Raw genomic sequence first — 15,133 nt, 5'->3', positions numbered from 1 at the left:
TATACCTTTACTTTCTTTTCTTATTTAAGAAAGCCAACCCCCATAGGGTTAAGACCGGACACTTCCAGCTGATTAATCTTTTTACCCTCAGCCGAGAAGATAAACATATCGCCGGTACTTACATAATCAGAAGTACCGATATAAATATCACCGGTAGCCGGATTTACATTCAGGCTATAAGCACCATCCACAACTGTTCCGTCGGTAATAAAATTCTTTGAAGTTTCCGTATCGCTCTTCGCATCATAAGAAACGAACTGTGTATTGATAGGCAACCAGTTTGCATCATTTTCAGATTGGATGACATATAGTTTATCAGCAGCCATTCCCATCATAATATTATCGTTTGTATAAAGAGAAGTTGATGTTTCAGCCTTCAAATCAACACGTCGAAGGGAAGCCTTCACATCTGCAAAATTACCACCACATACCACATAGAGTTCCCCGTCACTGTCAGCATTCATATACATCGGGTTTAAACCTACAACGATCTTTTTTTCTTCAGTGAAAGAAACCGGGTCGACAACCGATAAAGTAGAGTCCTTTACAGGATTATATCCACCGGAGTTAGCAACATATAATTTACCACCAACCTCGCGAACCTGATAAGGATTAGGACCTACTTTCGTTTTCTTTGTGATCTCCATTGAAGTTGTATCGATCTCTGCCAGATGACCGTCAAACAGCGTTACATATACTTTCCCTTCATAAGCAGTCAGATAACGGGGAGACTGAGGCTGTCCGCTATCATCTTTCGGTGAAATTGTTTTCAATGACTTAGCAGTAGCATCTGTAATCTCAATTCTATTAGACTCACTTACGGCTATGTACATTTTAGAGCCATAAACTATAATATCATTGGCTGTATCACCTAATCCACGGCCGTTGACAGATGCAAATACTTTTGTTTTCAGTTCTTTTGTATTAGGATCATAATAATCTAACGTAGCGTTATTGGATTGCCATTTTCCTGAGTTCATGAAATAGACTCCCGGTAAAACAGGTACAGGTTCTTCAGTGAAATCAGTCACTTGTACTTTAGCAATAGTGTTCGACTCGCCTTTAGCATTAGCTGCAATTACAAGAATATAAGAAGCGAAATCCGTATCATCAGGGATTGTGAAGCTGTTTGTTCCAACTGCCGTTTCTCCCAGTTTCGTATCTTTACCATTACCATCAGAAGAAAGATAAAGTACATACTTTGTAATATCTTCCACAGAAGTTGGAGCTGTCCAACTAAGCATACCCCCGATCTTTGATGCATTTTTATCGATATCGGTAAATTTCACATCGGTTACAACACCGGTAGGGACTCCTTCTTGTTTGTTATCATCGTCGTCATCACAAGCGACGAAAGAAAAAGACATCAGTGCACATAGTGCAGACAGAAAAAGATAATTTCTTGTTTTCATCTTTCTTCTAGTTTTTAATATTAATAATTTATACTCAGAGTTATTCTCCATGACCGCCCCGGCATGGGATAATATTGTATGACATCGTACATTTTATTTGTCAGGTTCACAATCTCTCCCTGCAAACGAAACTTACAATTCCTGACTTGAAGCTCGCGATTCAATGAAATCGTATGTTCAGTGTATCTGTCAATCCGGTTATCTTCAATATTTTGAGGCAAAGCATACCTGTCACCCACTATTGTTACCGAATAACCGGCATTCACCCAGGGAGTTTGTAAAGACAAAGCAATCATACCCGAATGTTTAGGAGTATAGGGGATCTGGTGACGATAGTTCTTTGCCGTCTCCTTTGTTATATCTATTGCTTTTTGGAACGTATAATTGGCTTGAATTTGTGCCTCTATTTTTTCAAACAATGGAATCTCTGCCAGAAGATTGACATCTGCCCCTCCGATAGAGACTTTTCCCATGTTCATCATCTTCCATACAAACATAGTAGGCATGGCTACGATCTTATCGTCTACCTGGTTGTAATACCCATCAGCAGAAAGACTCAGGAAACGAAAAACAGAAAAATTTCCGCTCCAGGTCAGCCCTAAATTGTATTGCGTTGCCTTTTCCGGTTTTAGATTTGTATTTCCCATTCGCAGATAGTACAGATCATTAAAAGTAGGAACACGGAATATATCTTTATAGGAAACACGGACACGCAGATTTTCTTCCGGCAGAATACGCCAGGATGCACTCACAGCTGGAGATAACCGCTTACGGTCGGCCGGACGATCACCGGATTCCACGTTTTCCGTCATATAAGTACCTAAAACACTTGCTGTCACTGTCAACCGGTTATCTTTATACTGTCCTGCCAGATAAGTTAAAGAGGTATTACGGGTAGGGAATGGGCATTCGGGCAAGGTGTTATCTAATGTATTTACAAAAAAATCTTCTATAAGCGAAAAAGAGAGACGATCGGACAGTGTATACAGTCCGGCTACCGAAGCATAATACTCCCGCTGCGTGTAATTATCGATCTGTACTCCATTTTCATATTTATTGTTCACATCTTTGAAGCGGTTCCAGGCATAATTAAATTTAACCTGAGCTTGCAATGCGAATTTCTTACTTAATTGATTTTTATAATGAGCTTGGATAAAAGCATTCTTATCCCATAATCGTTGACCGGCATAATCATTGTATAAAACGACAGAACCTGGTAATCCTCGCTCGGAATCAAAATAATATCCTTTTACAGATAAATTTCCTCCACGTCCCAAATCTCCCCAAAGGTTTAATTCCGTACGCCAGGATTCGATATCGCTATTGTGTCGCTTCAAGTTTTCTACTTGCGACACATTCGTCAGTGTAAAAGGATAATTCCCGTCCGCCCTCAAATAATCTCCATTCAAAGAAGCGCCCCATTTCTTTCCCAGCTTTTGTTCGTAAAGTATATAAGGATTCACCATACCGAAAGAGCCGGTCTTTACCTGAGCATTCAGACGAAACGGTTTTGTAAGAAAATCCGGGCGCAATGATTTGATACTCAACGCACCAGCCGATGCACACATACGTGCCGTCTGGAAGATATCATCAGTCTGGCCAATGGATAAGGAAACCATTTCTACATTATCCAGCGAGAAGCGGCTGATATCTACCTGACCACTTTGGGCATCGGTAATTGTTACTCCGTCATAACTGACAGCGGTATGTTGTGCTCCCAAGCTTCGAACGGAAACGGTTTTCAACCCTCCTATTCCACCATAATCCTTGACGGTCACCCCAGAGAAATGTTTGACGACTTCCGAGAGATTTTGTACTCCCAACCGTTCGATGTCTACACGATCCATCACCTGCAAAGGGGTGGCTTCACGAACAATAGAGGGAGAGATATTCCCTATTACTTCTATTTCAGATAGTTGGAAATAAGTCGTTGTATCTATCTGCTGTGAAAACGTATATGTAGATATAAACAATTCCACAATAAAAATCATTAAAAAGTTTATATTAAACATGCCAATACACTTTAACTAATTAATAAAATAAATACTTCATGTTCAGACATTAAATCAACCATATTTCCACCTTCATATTCTAAAAAATTAGAATTAAAAACAAATAAAAAAGCAATTATCAATATATAATACTTACAATAAATTTACTATGTTCACGTCCTATATTGTAAGTATTTATATATTGCCTTATGAATCGTTGTTCATAAGGCAATAATTGTATAATTAAACAAATCCAATGGATCAATATTTGTTGGAGATAAACGATTTACAAAATCCCTTATGGCATAATCATCTAATAGTTTATCTGCATGTATCGAATATCCATATTTATTCTTTCCCTCTGAACAAAGCAGATAAATAGTATTATTAATAGAATCAATATATTTAACCATTTTTGTTTCATCCAGGCCATCACAATACACACTAATTTTATATTTAAAAGGAGTATTATCACTCACTATCTTCAAACCATAAATATTACTTACTCGTGCTATTTCACTTTGAATATACTCATTGGCTTGTCCCATATATAAATATTTTGACTTAATAATAACATCATCATTAAAACGTGTTATTAAACTAGTCTGAAAAACCCCTATTTGACCTGAAATATAAGTCAAACGTATATTTATATATGGTTCTTGCAGTGTGGGAAAAGCTGTTATTTCTGATTTATAACAATCTAATAAACCTTTTTTCAGATTTTCTTCCATAACAAAATCAGCTAGTGGGATAAGTCCATTCTCCGAAATGTCAACAATACTATGTTTATCTTCATTATTTAAAGTACTCAACCAATTAGAAAGATTAACATTTAAATCATTTATATTCTTAGGAGGGGTAAAACTAGCAAATTCAGCACCACCTCCTATTGTTTTAACAGAAACCATCATTGATGTCAATTCATTAGAACTAGTTGAACCATTTGAATAACTTTTACCAAGGCCTAATTCGCCGGACACCTCAGAACCGTTTTTCATTTTAAAACCATAAGAAGCATTTATATCTGTATTCATATCCTTTTCGTTTGTTTCTTCAGATATATTTTTCTTATGCAACCCCGTGTATACAACTGAGGCACGTCCTCCTGTTATAAAATCGGACAACACAAATCCACCATAATTGTAAAATAGCTCAGTTGGAGTTGTTCCATATAACTCATCTTTAAAATCACTTGATAAATAATTCAAAATAATTTCTTTCCTAATACGTGAGCTCATTTGCATTACATACTGAGATCTTTTATAAATAACATCCAACTCTCCAAAAACTCTATTTTCTTCATTAAGAGTTGAATTAGTAAATATTCTACTCATTTTTCTTTTTGCCCCGATAGAAAATAAACCTAAATTTAAAGAAAATCCCCCATTGATTTTTTTACTCATACTAGATTTCTCTGTATACCTTTGAAAATCTGAATAAGCAAAGCTATTAGCAATACCTTCATTAAGATTTTTAGTTAAAAAATAACTTGGTTTATCTTTGGATAATTTTTCAATATCAACTACTGAATAAGTTACATTTTCTATTGTACCTACAGGAAAAAAATCATCTTTATATGCTCTTCCCAGACATTTATCAAATGTTACTAACAACCGGGGAGAAAATTGAGAGTGCGACTTAGTATTCTCTATTGGTACCCAAGGATAATCAGGATCTCGCTCTTTTAAAACAATTCCTTTTTCACTATCACTTTCAGGATATTCCCTTTGATCGTCCTCTTTATTACAAGAAATAAAAACTAATGCAAGCAAAAATAAAACAGTTTTCTTCTTCATAATATAATAATTTACATAAATAATAAAAAAACAAACGAAATCTCATGTAATAATATATACCTTTTACAAGATATTTTTTACTCAACTGTTAGCAACACGGTAATTATTAGATCTGAACAAATTTTTCCTAATTCCGATCTCAATAATGACTATAAACTCTGTATTGCTTTATTGAGCATTGATTAATACTGACAGATATTGCTTATATATCCAATTATATTTGGTTTAAGCTATATATACTCAGGTCTATCAACACCTTTACCCGAGGTATTGCATATTACAGAATAATGGCAGGTTTTCTGACTTGTTCTCCCATGATCGGCCGCCTTCCCAAGGATCCTAAAATCCTCAGTGGCAACAAGATTTGCCGGGGTTACAGAACTTACAGCTACGGGTACAGTTCCGGATTTGCACCGGATTCCCTATTACTAACGGCCGGCGGAAGCCAGACCGTTACACCATAATCCGGTGGCAAAAGTACAAATAATATCAATTACTATACCTGATAATTTAAAATACTACTTCTGGTAATATAATTTAACAGATCATACCACCATCCCCCAAACCACTCCGCACACAAAATGCCAACCCTTATTCTTCAAAAAACAGCGTAATTTTTCCTCAAATTGTTCCATATCGCAAAACAATTGGTTCATTTCGGAATGACTACAAAATTAGTTTAAAGTTTAACTAAATGCAAAAAAGCCAAAAAAGTAATATGTTCCGGTTTCCGACAGGTTGTTTTCGTAATATTGCACGGTTGAAAAAATATATTGACGAGGTTTAAAAAGAATTGTATGGGAGAAACAAAAGGTTATGTTTCGCAGGTTATCGGTCCAGTCGTGGATATTCACTTCGATAATGAAAAAGAAGAGAAAATAGTGCTACCACGTATTCATGACGCCATGGAGATAACCCGTCCTAATGGGAAAATACTGATCGTGGAAGTTCAGCAGCACATTGGGGAAAACACAGTCCGTACAGTCGCTATGGATACGACAGACGGACTGCAACGAGGAATGGAAGCCGTATCATGCGGTTCGCCCATTACCATGCCGGTCGGCGATCAGGTAAAGGGGCGTTTGATGAACGTGACAGGCGATCCGATCGACGGGATGAAAATGCTGGATAAAAAAGGAGCTCTCCCTATCCATCGTGAGCCGCCGAAGTTTGAAGATCTGACAACCAGCAAAGAGGTGCTCTACACCGGTATCAAGGTGATCGACCTGCTGGAACCCTATTCCAAAGGAGGTAAAATCGGGTTGTTCGGTGGCGCCGGAGTCGGAAAGACGGTTCTTATCATGGAACTGATCAATAACATTGCCAAAAAGAATAACGGTTTTTCTGTTTTCGCCGGCGTGGGTGAACGTACCCGTGAAGGTAACGACCTGTTGCGCGAAATGATACAGTCGAATGTAATCCGTTACGGTAAAGAATTTAAGGAAAGTATGGAAGCCGGTCATTGGGACCTGTCGAAGATAGACCACGAAGAACTGGCTAAATCGCAGGCGACACTGGTGTTCGGACAGATGAACGAACCGCCGGGAGCACGTTCGTCGGTCGCCCTCTCGGGACTGACCATCGCCGAATCGTTCCGCGACCTGGCTCCGGAAGGCGAGACTCGCGATATATTATTCTTTATAGATAATATTTTCCGCTTCACGCAAGCCGGTTCCGAAGTATCCGCCCTGTTGGGACGTATGCCGTCGGCAGTTGGTTATCAGCCGACACTGGCTACCGAAATGGGAGCCATGCAGGAACGTATCACCTCGACGAAAAAAGGTTCCATCACCTCCGTGCAGGCTGTTTACGTACCGGCAGACGACTTGACCGACCCGGCACCGGCAACGACCTTTACACACCTGGATGCTACCACCGTGCTGAGCCGTAAGATTACCGAACTGGGTATCTATCCGGCAGTCGACCCGCTGGAATCGACATCCCGCATCCTCGACCCGCTGGTCGTAGGCAAGGAACATTACGAAACGGCACAGCGTGTGAAACAGATACTCCAGCGTAACAAGGAGTTACAGGATATTATCTCTATCCTGGGTATGGAGGAACTTTCGGACGAGGACCGCCAAACGGTTAACCGCGCCCGCCGTGTACAACGTTTCCTGTCGCAACCTTTTGCCGTGGCGGAACAATTCACCGGCGTACCGGGCGTAATGGTCTCTATCGAAGACACCATCCGCGGATTCAATATGATCATGGACGGTGAAACCGACGATATCCCTGAACAGGCCTTCCTGAATGTAGGAACGATTGAAGATGTGATTGAAAAAGGAAAGAAACTGGCAGAACAAGCAAATTAAAAACGTATGGAACTGGAAATCATATCCCCTAGTGGCGTTTTATTCAAAGGAGAGACAAATTATGTATCCTTTCCGGGTACGGCAGGCTCGTTCGACGTCCTGCCCCATCACGCTCCGATGATCGCTGCCCTGGAAGAAGGAGTTATCCGGTACCAGACAAATGAAAAGAAAGAACAAGAAATAAAAATACAGAGCGGATTCGTCGAGATAAAAGGCGATATCCTGTCCGTATGCATCGAATAAAAAAATACGATCATGAGCGGTAGATTAAGAATGAAGCTAATGGGCTTGACTACCTTTATTAATGTAGTTATCGGCGTCGCACTGGGAGGCCTGTTATACACCATCTGGCCTTCGCATTATTATGAGTGGTATCCTTCGATACCGGTGTTTTACTGGCTAAGCAGCATGTTTATGATCTACTTTCTGGATCATGTCAAACGGAAACACGGAGACGTTACGGTTGTTACTTATATGGTAGTCCGCCTTTGCAAATTCACGCTCGCACTGGTTTTCCTGTGGCTTTATGCCGCTTTGGTCGGACAGAACCTGAAAGCCTTTGGCTTCACGATGATGTTGTTCTATTTCATTTATCTTGTACTGGAAACATATACATTGTATCTGTTTGAGAAAAAGAGAATGAATAGTGAGAAAAAAGAAAAAGATGAACAGAATAAAAAATAACAGCCTGTTTTGGTTTACTTTCTTGTTACTGGTTTGCATCAGCTTTCCGGTAAGCGCCTCCACGGATGCGAAACAAGGTGAGGTAGATGTGCAGGATATCGTATTCTCACACATCAAGGATGCCTACACCTGGCACATCACGGAGTGGAACGGGAAAGAGATTTCCATACCGCTGCCCGTCCTGCTGAAAAGCGAAGAACGCGGATGGGACTTGTTCCTCTCCTCACACCTGCATCATGGCAATGTGCATCATAACTATTACATCGCCAATGAAGGTAAACATGCCGGAAAGGTGGTAGAAAAAAACAGCAGAGGCGAAGAAGTAAAGCCCTGGGACTTGTCGCTTACCAAAAACGTATGCGGCCTGCTTCTCAGTTGCGGCTTACTGCTTTTCATCGTGCTGCGTACCGCCCGCTGGTATAAAAAGCATCCGTATGAAGCCCCCGGAGGATTTACCGGATTGATGGAGATGGCGGTCATGTTCATACATGACGGCGTAGTGAAGGAAGGAATCGGCAAAGAATATAAGCCTTTCTCTTCTTATCTGCTGACGGTCTTCTTCTTCATCCTGATAAACAACCTGATCGGTATTATTCCGATTTTCCCGGGAGGAGCCAATATCACCGGTAATATCACAATTACCGCCGTGCTGGCCTTATGTACATTCCTGGCAGTGAACCTGTTCGCTACCAAGGAATACTGGAAGGAGATATTCTGGCCCAACGCCCCTATCTTCCTGAAGTTACCGTTGCCGATCATGCCCTTCGTGGAATTTTTCGGCATACTCACCAAGCCGTTCGCCCTGATGATCCGTCTGTTTGCCAATATCATGGCCGGACATACAATCATTCTGGCGTTGACTTGCCTGATATTCATCACCGCTTCGATGGGAACAGCCATAAACGGCACGATGACAATCGTATCCGTATTGTTCACCGTGTTTATGAACTGTCTCGAACTGCTGGTGGCATGCCTTCAGGCCTATATATTCACCCTGTTGTCGGCCAACTATATCGGATTGGCCAAAGTACGGGAATGAACAAACATATTTATTAATAATAAGATTACTAATTTTAAAGATTGAGAGTTATGTTATCAGCAATTTTATTACAAGCAGCAGCCGGTGCAGGCATCGCTAAACTTGGAGCAACAGTAGGAGCAGGATTAGCTGCTATCGGTGCAGGTATAGGTATCGGATTGATCGGTAAAGGTGCCGTCGAAGGTATCAGCCGCCAACCGTCGGCAGCCGGTGACATCCGTACGTCCATGCTTATCATGGGTGCATTGGTAGAAGGTGTTGCCCTGTTTGCGATCGTAGTATGTTTCTTAGGATTGTTCCAATAAATAAAAGTAAACTATGTCATTGCTCACACCAGACGCAGGGCTTTTATTCTGGATGATCCTTTCTTTCGGAATCGTCTTTGTTATTCTTTCCAAATATGGTTTCCCGGTAATCATCAAAGCCGTGGAACAACGGAAAGAATACATTGATCATTCCCTCGAATCGGCCCGCCAGGCAAACGAACAACTTGCCGGCATCCAGGCCGAAAGCGAAAAGATTCTTGCCCAGGCAAGAGAGCAGCAGAATGAGATTCTGAAACAAGCCCTGGCCGAAAAAGAACAGATTATCAGCACAGCCCGGCAAAAGGCATCCGCTGAGGCACATCTGCAACTGGAGGAAGCGACACGCCGGATAGGGGAAGAAAAGGACAAAGCCATCCGCGAAGTCCGCACCGAAATCGCCGACCTGTCAGTCGCCATTGCAGAGAAAGTGATGAAAGAGAAAATCAGCCGTACCGATGAACAGGAAAAGATCATCAACGGGCTGCTCGACAATGTTTCGTTTAGTAAATCATAAGATATGGACGTAGGTACAATCTCTTCCCGGTACGTCAAAGCACTCTTTTCGCTGGCAAAAGACAAGCGGCAGGAGGACCGGGTATATGATGACATGAAGATGCTGACCATCAGTTTCGAGCAAGAGCCGGGACTGAAAGCGGTGCTCGACAACCCTATCTTTCCCCTGGAGGAGAAAGTAAAGTTGCTGACTACCGCCGCCGGCCTGGAAGTATGCGAGTTGTTCACCCGTTTTATCCGCCTGGTACTTCAGCACAAGAGAGAGAGCTTGTTACCGCTAATGGCATATATTTATATCCATATGTACCGGAAAGACAAGAAGATCACCCGGGTGTTGTTCAAGACACCGGCTCCGGTAGATGAAGCGACACAGGAACATTTAAAGGAACGGCTGAAGGAAGAGACCGGCAACACCATCGAATTCATGGGAGTGATCAAGCCGGAACTGATCGGTGGCTTCGTGCTCCGTATCGGTAATACCCGGATAGATGCCAGCTACGCCCGGCAACTGCGGGAAATCAGAAATCAGCTAATCGAAAAAAATTAAAAAAGAAAAACGTATGACAGACCAGATAAAAGTAAGTGAAGTTTCCGCCATTTTACGCGAACAACTGGAAGGTATCAACACCACGATCCATCTGGAAGAGGTGGGCACTGTGCTTCAGGTCAGTGACGGTGTGGCACGTATCTACGGGCTGGACAATGCCGAAGCCAATGAATTGTTGCAATTCGACAACGGAATGGAAGCCATCGTGATGAACCTGGAAGAAGACAACGTAGGTGCCGTATTGCTCGGCCCGACCGACCAGGTAAAAGAGGGCGACACGGTGAAACGTACACGTCGCATCGCTTCCATCAACGTAAGCGAGAACATGATCGGTCGTGTAATCGATCCGCTGGGCAACCCGATCGACGGTAAAGGCGAGATTGTCGGAAAGAAATGTCAGATGCCGCTGGAACGAAAAGCTCCGGGCGTTATCTACCGCCAGCCGGTAAACGAACCGTTACAGACTGGTATCAAAGCCGTAGATGCCATGATCCCTATCGGACGCGGGCAACGTGAATTGATTATCGGTGACCGTCAGACAGGTAAAACCTCGATCGCCATCGACACGATCATCAATCAACGCAGTAATTATGAAGCCGGCAATCCGGTTTACTGTATCTATGTGGCGATCGGACAGAAAGGTTCTACAGTAGCTTCTCTGGTAAACACCTTACAGGAAAAAGGGGCGATGGATTACACGATCGTAGTCAGTGCCACAGCTTCCGACCCGGCTGCCATGCAATATTTTGCTCCTTTTGCCGGAGCTGCCATCGGCGAATATTTCCGCGATAGCGGACGTCATGCATTAGTTGTCTATGATGACCTGTCGAAACAGGCGGTCGCTTACCGCGAGGTATCCCTGATCCTTCGCCGGCCTTCGGGCCGCGAGGCTTATCCGGGTGATATTTTCTACCTGCATTCACGCCTATTGGAACGTGCAGCGAAAATCATCAACCAGCAGGAAGTAGCCAGCCAGATGAACGACCTGCCCGACAGCATGAAAGATAAGGTAAAAGGTGGCGGTTCGCTCACTGCCCTGCCGATTATCGAGACGCAGGCGGGTGACGTGTCGGCTTATATCCCGACCAACGTAATTTCCATCACCGACGGACAAATATTTCTGGAAACAGACCTGTTCAACCAGGGAAACCGTCCGGCTATCAACGTGGGTATTTCCGTATCCCGTGTGGGTGGTAACGCACAGTTGAAAGCGATGAAGAAAGTGGCCGGTACGCTGAAAATCGACCAGGCACAGTTCCGCGAACTGGAATCGTTCACGAAATTCGGCGGCGATATGGATGCGGTAACCGCCTTCACGATCGACAAAGGACAGAAGAATACACAACTATTGATACAACCCCAGTATAACCCGATGCCTGTGGAACAGCAAATCGCTATCCTGTATTGCGGCACCAAAGGTTTACTGAAAGAGGTTCCGCTGGATAAGGTACACGATTTTGAAAATGCGTTCTTACAGACTCTGATCACCAATCATCAGAAAGACGTACTCGATATATTAAAATCGGGTGTGATAAATGATGAAGTCAGCCGTATCCTGGAAGAAACAGCCCACCAGGTCAGCGGGGCATATAAAGCAGGTTGATAACAGAAATTAGACTATGGCATCACTGAAAGAGATAAAAATCCGTCTTGCGTCGATCAGAAACACGCAGAAGATCACCTCCGCCATGAGGATGGTGTCTTCTGCCAAACTGCATCATACGCAGACGATTGTCGAACATATGCTCGAATACGAGAGTAAGCTGAGCGCCATATTAAGGGGCACGCTGTCAGCCGAAAGCGATATGAGTTCACCTTATGCGGCTGTTCGTGAGGTGAAACAGGTGGCTATCGTCGCTTTTTCCTCCAACAGCGGGTTGTGTGGCGCTTTCAATGCGAACATATGGAAAGAGTTAACAGCCCGTCTCCACCGGTATGAGGCGGACGGTATAACCGTGCGCATTTATCCGGTCGGCAAAAAGGTGGCGGACGAACTGCATAAAGCTGGTTATCAGACCAATGACAGCTTCCTTACGATCGGCGACAAACCGGCCTACGAGGATGCTTCGCAACTGGCAGTAGCCTTGATGGAGTTGTATATATCCGCCCAGGTCGACCGGGTGGAACTACTCTACCATCATTTCAAGAATATGGCGGAACAGGTACTGACCGAAAAGGTTTTCCTCCCGGTTTCCCTACCGGAAGCAGACCCGGAAAGTGCTTCGAGCAACTATATTCTGGAGCCGTCTGCCGAACAGTTGCTGGCCCTACTGCTCCCCAAAGTGCTCCATCTGAACATCTACACGACCTTGCTCGACACTGTCACTTCCGAGCATGCCGCCCGCATGCTTGCCATGCAGACAGCCAACGACAACGCCAACGACCTGATCCAGGAACTGACGTTGCAATACAACAAAAACCGCCAGCAGGCCATCACCAATGAATTGCTGGATATTATGGGAGGAAGCGGTCAATAATCTTTTACATCGATAAATAAACGAAGCCCCGGCGAATCACTTCGGCGGGGCTCCTGGCTTTAAAATTATTATTGAACAATTTCTAACAACCAAATCTAATACTTAATAGAAGAATAATATCATTAATTGGGCAGTTAGTACACGTAAAAACATTGTCAACGGATAAACTGTAGCATAACCTACTGCCGGAACATCATTTCCCGCCGTTGCATTCGCATAAGCCAAAGCGGGAGGATCCGTCGTACTGCCAGCCAGCAATCCCATCAACGTATAGTAATTCAGTTTAAAAAAATACCTGCCAATCAATCCGATGACTAATAAAGGTAGCATTGTTATAATAAAACCGTAACCAATCCAGGCAAATCCGCCTTTATTCACGATAGTATCCACAAAACCATCCCCGGCACTCAGCCCGACACAGGCAAGGAACATAGTTATACCAATCTCCCGGAGCATCAGATTGGCACTCTGGGTAGTATAAGTAACCAGTTTATAACGGTATCCGAAACGGCTGATCAGGATAGCGACAACCAACGGACCACCTGCCAAACCCAGCTTGATAGGTTGAGGAATCCCTGGGAAACTAATTGGAATACTTCCCAGAATAATACCTAAAGCGATACCGATAAATATTGGAATCAAGTTCGGTTCATTCAGACGTTTCATCGAATTACCCAATATCATACTCACCTTATCGACAGCCAGTTCACTACCGACTACGGTTACACGGTCACCAACCTGCAATTGCAAACCTTGTGTTGCTACCAGTTCCACTCCGGCACGATTCACACGTGTTACATTGATACCATGCAAACGGCGTAACTGCAAATCCCCCAGTTTAGTACCCGTCAGTTCCGGCTTTGTCACCAAAATGCGGCGGCTGACAAAAGCACTTTCGGCGGGAATCCATTGTTTACGGTCCATCTCTATCTCTTGACCGATAAAGGTTTTTATAGTTTCTGCATCATGTTCAGTCGTGATCACAAATATTTTATCATCTTCTTCCAAAATCGTACTGCCGGTAACAATGTCTACTTTATTGGTCTTGTTACGCCAAATACGGGATATGACAAATTCCCTATGCTCCAACAGGGCGGCAAGTTCCATTATCTTCCTGCCAAAAAGAGCCGGATTCTTCACTATCAACGATATAGGTGTGGCCTCACTATTATGCACATTATTCTCTTCTTCCAGCTTTTTCGTCTCCTGGTCAAAACTTATATGAAAAATATACCGGACAAACAACATGGAAAGGATGATACCGACGACCCCCAGCGGATAAGCAACGGCATATCCCAATGCAATCGTATCATCAGAAGTCCCCGTCATATCACTAAATGCCTGTTGAGCAGCCCCCAGTCCCGGCGTATTTGTTACTGCACCCGATAAAATACCGACCATCGTCGGAATAGGAATTCCTGTCACAAAATGTATCACCAAGGCCATCATAACTCCGAGAAAGACAATTCCGCAAGCCAGGCCATTCAAAGTCATCCCCCCTTTCTTAAAAGAAGAGAAAAAACCGGGTCCGACCTGCATGCCGACTGAATAAACAAACAGGATCAATCCAAACTCTTTAAAGAAATGAATAACAGATGGATTGATTGTAAACCCAAAATGTCCCAGTAGAATACCGACAAACAATACCAGGGTTATCCCCAGAGAAATTCCAAATACTTTGATTTTACCAAGTTGGATCCCTATGGCAATAACCAGAGACAGTAAAAGGATGGAATGTCCGATACCTTCTCCCCATAATAATTCATGAATCCATTCCATAGTCAATCGCTTTTGAGGCACAGCAAAACTCCACGCCACAACGCGAACAAAGCTTCTCCATGATTTTCATACACTTTAGAATTAATATTCTTTTCGAACCATTTCCCTAACCCACGAGGAAAAACAGCCTTTAACGAACGGCAGGTCTTCTGACTGACTCCCATCCTGAAGCCTTCCCGACACATGTCAGTGGCATAAGTTGTTTTCAGGATGTTATTAGAGCTTCACAGCAGCGGGACTGTCCGGGATTTACACCCGATTCCCTTTTAATC

General features: G+C 43.1%; 13 protein-coding genes and 2 riboswitches (1 of these 15 only partly in view). Of the genes, 9 read left to right on the top strand and 4 right to left on the bottom strand.

Translation table 11 applies throughout. From position 1 onward, the window contains the following. Positions 1-20 precede the first annotated feature (20 nt). From DWW91_RS13370 to DWW91_RS13360, 3 genes are all read right to left on the bottom strand, one after another. Positions 21-1,412 carry a DUF5074 domain-containing protein gene (locus DWW91_RS13370; protein ID WP_122328012.1) on the bottom strand — a complete coding sequence of 464 codons (1,392 nt, stop codon included), beginning with the start codon at positions 1,410-1,412 and terminating at the stop codon, positions 21-23. 20 nt (positions 1,413-1,432) lie between these two features. Beyond that, a complete protein-coding gene (locus tag DWW91_RS13365) occupies positions 1,433-3,403 on the bottom strand; it encodes a TonB-dependent siderophore receptor (protein WP_233584482.1) in 1,971 nt (656 codons plus the stop codon). A gap of 221 nt (positions 3,404-3,624) precedes the next feature. Next, positions 3,625-5,202: an MAC/perforin domain-containing protein gene (locus tag DWW91_RS13360; RefSeq protein WP_122328010.1), complete on the bottom strand. Its 1,578-nt coding sequence runs from the start codon at positions 5,200-5,202 to the stop codon at positions 3,625-3,627. A 271-nt stretch (positions 5,203-5,473) separates the two neighbouring features. Beyond that, positions 5,474-5,680, bottom strand: a riboswitch (cobalamin riboswitch). A 319-nt stretch (positions 5,681-5,999) separates the two neighbouring features. Here DWW91_RS13360 and atpD point away from each other — a divergent pair. Genes atpD through DWW91_RS13315 form a run of 9 tightly spaced genes read left to right on the top strand, consistent with a single transcriptional unit; the run spans position 6,000 to position 13,082 of the window. Further along, positions 6,000-7,517 (top strand): F0F1 ATP synthase subunit beta, encoded by a 1,518-nt coding sequence (atpD, locus tag DWW91_RS13355; protein WP_007655645.1) that lies wholly within the window; start codon positions 6,000-6,002, stop codon positions 7,515-7,517. A gap of 6 nt (positions 7,518-7,523) precedes the next feature. Beyond that, a complete protein-coding gene (locus tag DWW91_RS13350) occupies positions 7,524-7,760 on the top strand; it encodes a F0F1 ATP synthase subunit epsilon (protein ID WP_122328009.1) in 237 nt (78 codons plus the stop codon). A 12-nt stretch (positions 7,761-7,772) separates the two neighbouring features. After that, positions 7,773-8,201 carry a hypothetical protein gene (locus DWW91_RS13345; protein ID WP_122328008.1) on the top strand — a complete coding sequence of 143 codons (429 nt, stop codon included), beginning with the start codon at positions 7,773-7,775 and terminating at the stop codon, positions 8,199-8,201. Next, the gene (atpB, locus tag DWW91_RS13340) at positions 8,182-9,240 is read left to right on the top strand and encodes a F0F1 ATP synthase subunit A (protein ID WP_122328007.1); all 1,059 of its coding nucleotides are present in this window, start codon (positions 8,182-8,184) and stop codon (positions 9,238-9,240) included. Before DWW91_RS13345 ends, atpB begins: the two co-directional genes overlap by 20 nt. A gap of 50 nt (positions 9,241-9,290) precedes the next feature. Next, the gene (gene atpE / locus DWW91_RS13335) at positions 9,291-9,545 is read left to right on the top strand and encodes an ATP synthase F0 subunit C (protein ID WP_007655657.1); all 255 of its coding nucleotides are present in this window, start codon (positions 9,291-9,293) and stop codon (positions 9,543-9,545) included. A 13-nt stretch (positions 9,546-9,558) separates the two neighbouring features. Further along, positions 9,559-10,059 (top strand): F0F1 ATP synthase subunit B, encoded by a 501-nt coding sequence (gene atpF / locus DWW91_RS13330; RefSeq protein ID WP_122328006.1) that lies wholly within the window; start codon positions 9,559-9,561, stop codon positions 10,057-10,059. A 3-nt stretch (positions 10,060-10,062) separates the two neighbouring features. Beyond that, complete coding sequence (locus DWW91_RS13325) at positions 10,063-10,605, top strand: F0F1 ATP synthase subunit delta (protein ID WP_122328005.1); 543 nt, start codon at positions 10,063-10,065, stop codon at positions 10,603-10,605. A gap of 13 nt (positions 10,606-10,618) precedes the next feature. Beyond that, positions 10,619-12,208 (top strand): F0F1 ATP synthase subunit alpha, encoded by a 1,590-nt coding sequence (atpA, locus tag DWW91_RS13320; protein WP_010801515.1) that lies wholly within the window; start codon positions 10,619-10,621, stop codon positions 12,206-12,208. Between the two features lie 16 nt (positions 12,209-12,224). Next, on the top strand, positions 12,225-13,082 hold the full coding sequence (locus tag DWW91_RS13315) for a F0F1 ATP synthase subunit gamma (protein WP_122328004.1): 858 nt from the start codon (positions 12,225-12,227) through the stop codon (positions 13,080-13,082). Positions 13,083-13,184: 102 nt separating this feature from the next. On the opposite strand, the gene DWW91_RS13310 is transcribed toward DWW91_RS13315, so the two are convergent. Beyond that, a complete protein-coding gene (locus tag DWW91_RS13310; protein WP_046145581.1) occupies positions 13,185-14,861 on the bottom strand; it encodes a putative transporter in 1,677 nt (558 codons plus the stop codon). Between the two features lie 121 nt (positions 14,862-14,982). After that, positions 14,983-15,133, bottom strand: a riboswitch (cobalamin riboswitch) (it continues 44 nt past the right edge of the window).

It is taken from the genome of Parabacteroides sp. AF17-3, from assembly GCF_003635445.1.
GTDB lineage: Bacteria > Bacteroidota > Bacteroidia > Bacteroidales > Tannerellaceae > Parabacteroides > Parabacteroides goldsteinii.
The sequence above is the reverse complement of the archived record's forward strand: the minus strand, read 5'-3'. Positions and strand labels throughout refer to the sequence as shown.

Excerpts from the sequence above, each read along its gene's own strand:
- atpF (WP_122328006.1), top strand. The coding sequence starts at position 9,559 with ATGTCATTGCTCACACCAGACGCAGGGCTTTTATTCTGGATGATCCTT.
- DWW91_RS13325 (WP_122328005.1), top strand. The coding sequence starts at position 10,063 with ATGGACGTAGGTACAATCTCTTCCCGGTACGTCAAAGCACTCTTTTCG.
- DWW91_RS13345 (WP_122328008.1), top strand. The coding sequence starts at position 7,773 with ATGAGCGGTAGATTAAGAATGAAGCTAATGGGCTTGACTACCTTTATT.
- DWW91_RS13360 (WP_122328010.1), bottom strand. The coding sequence starts at position 5,202 with ATGAAGAAGAAAACTGTTTTATTTTTGCTTGCATTAGTTTTTATTTCT.
- DWW91_RS13315 (WP_122328004.1), top strand. The coding sequence starts at position 12,225 with ATGGCATCACTGAAAGAGATAAAAATCCGTCTTGCGTCGATCAGAAAC.
- atpD (WP_007655645.1), top strand. The coding sequence starts at position 6,000 with ATGGGAGAAACAAAAGGTTATGTTTCGCAGGTTATCGGTCCAGTCGTG.
- DWW91_RS13365 (WP_233584482.1), bottom strand. The coding sequence starts at position 3,403 with ATGATTTTTATTGTGGAATTGTTTATATCTACATATACGTTTTCACAG.
- atpE (WP_007655657.1), top strand. The coding sequence starts at position 9,291 with ATGTTATCAGCAATTTTATTACAAGCAGCAGCCGGTGCAGGCATCGCT.
- DWW91_RS13370 (WP_122328012.1), bottom strand. The coding sequence starts at position 1,412 with ATGAAAACAAGAAATTATCTTTTTCTGTCTGCACTATGTGCACTGATG.
- atpB (WP_122328007.1), top strand. The coding sequence starts at position 8,182 with ATGAACAGAATAAAAAATAACAGCCTGTTTTGGTTTACTTTCTTGTTA.
- DWW91_RS13310 (WP_046145581.1), bottom strand. The coding sequence starts at position 14,861 with ATGGAATGGATTCATGAATTATTATGGGGAGAAGGTATCGGACATTCC.
- DWW91_RS13350 (WP_122328009.1), top strand. The coding sequence starts at position 7,524 with ATGGAACTGGAAATCATATCCCCTAGTGGCGTTTTATTCAAAGGAGAG.
- atpA (WP_010801515.1), top strand. The coding sequence starts at position 10,619 with ATGACAGACCAGATAAAAGTAAGTGAAGTTTCCGCCATTTTACGCGAA.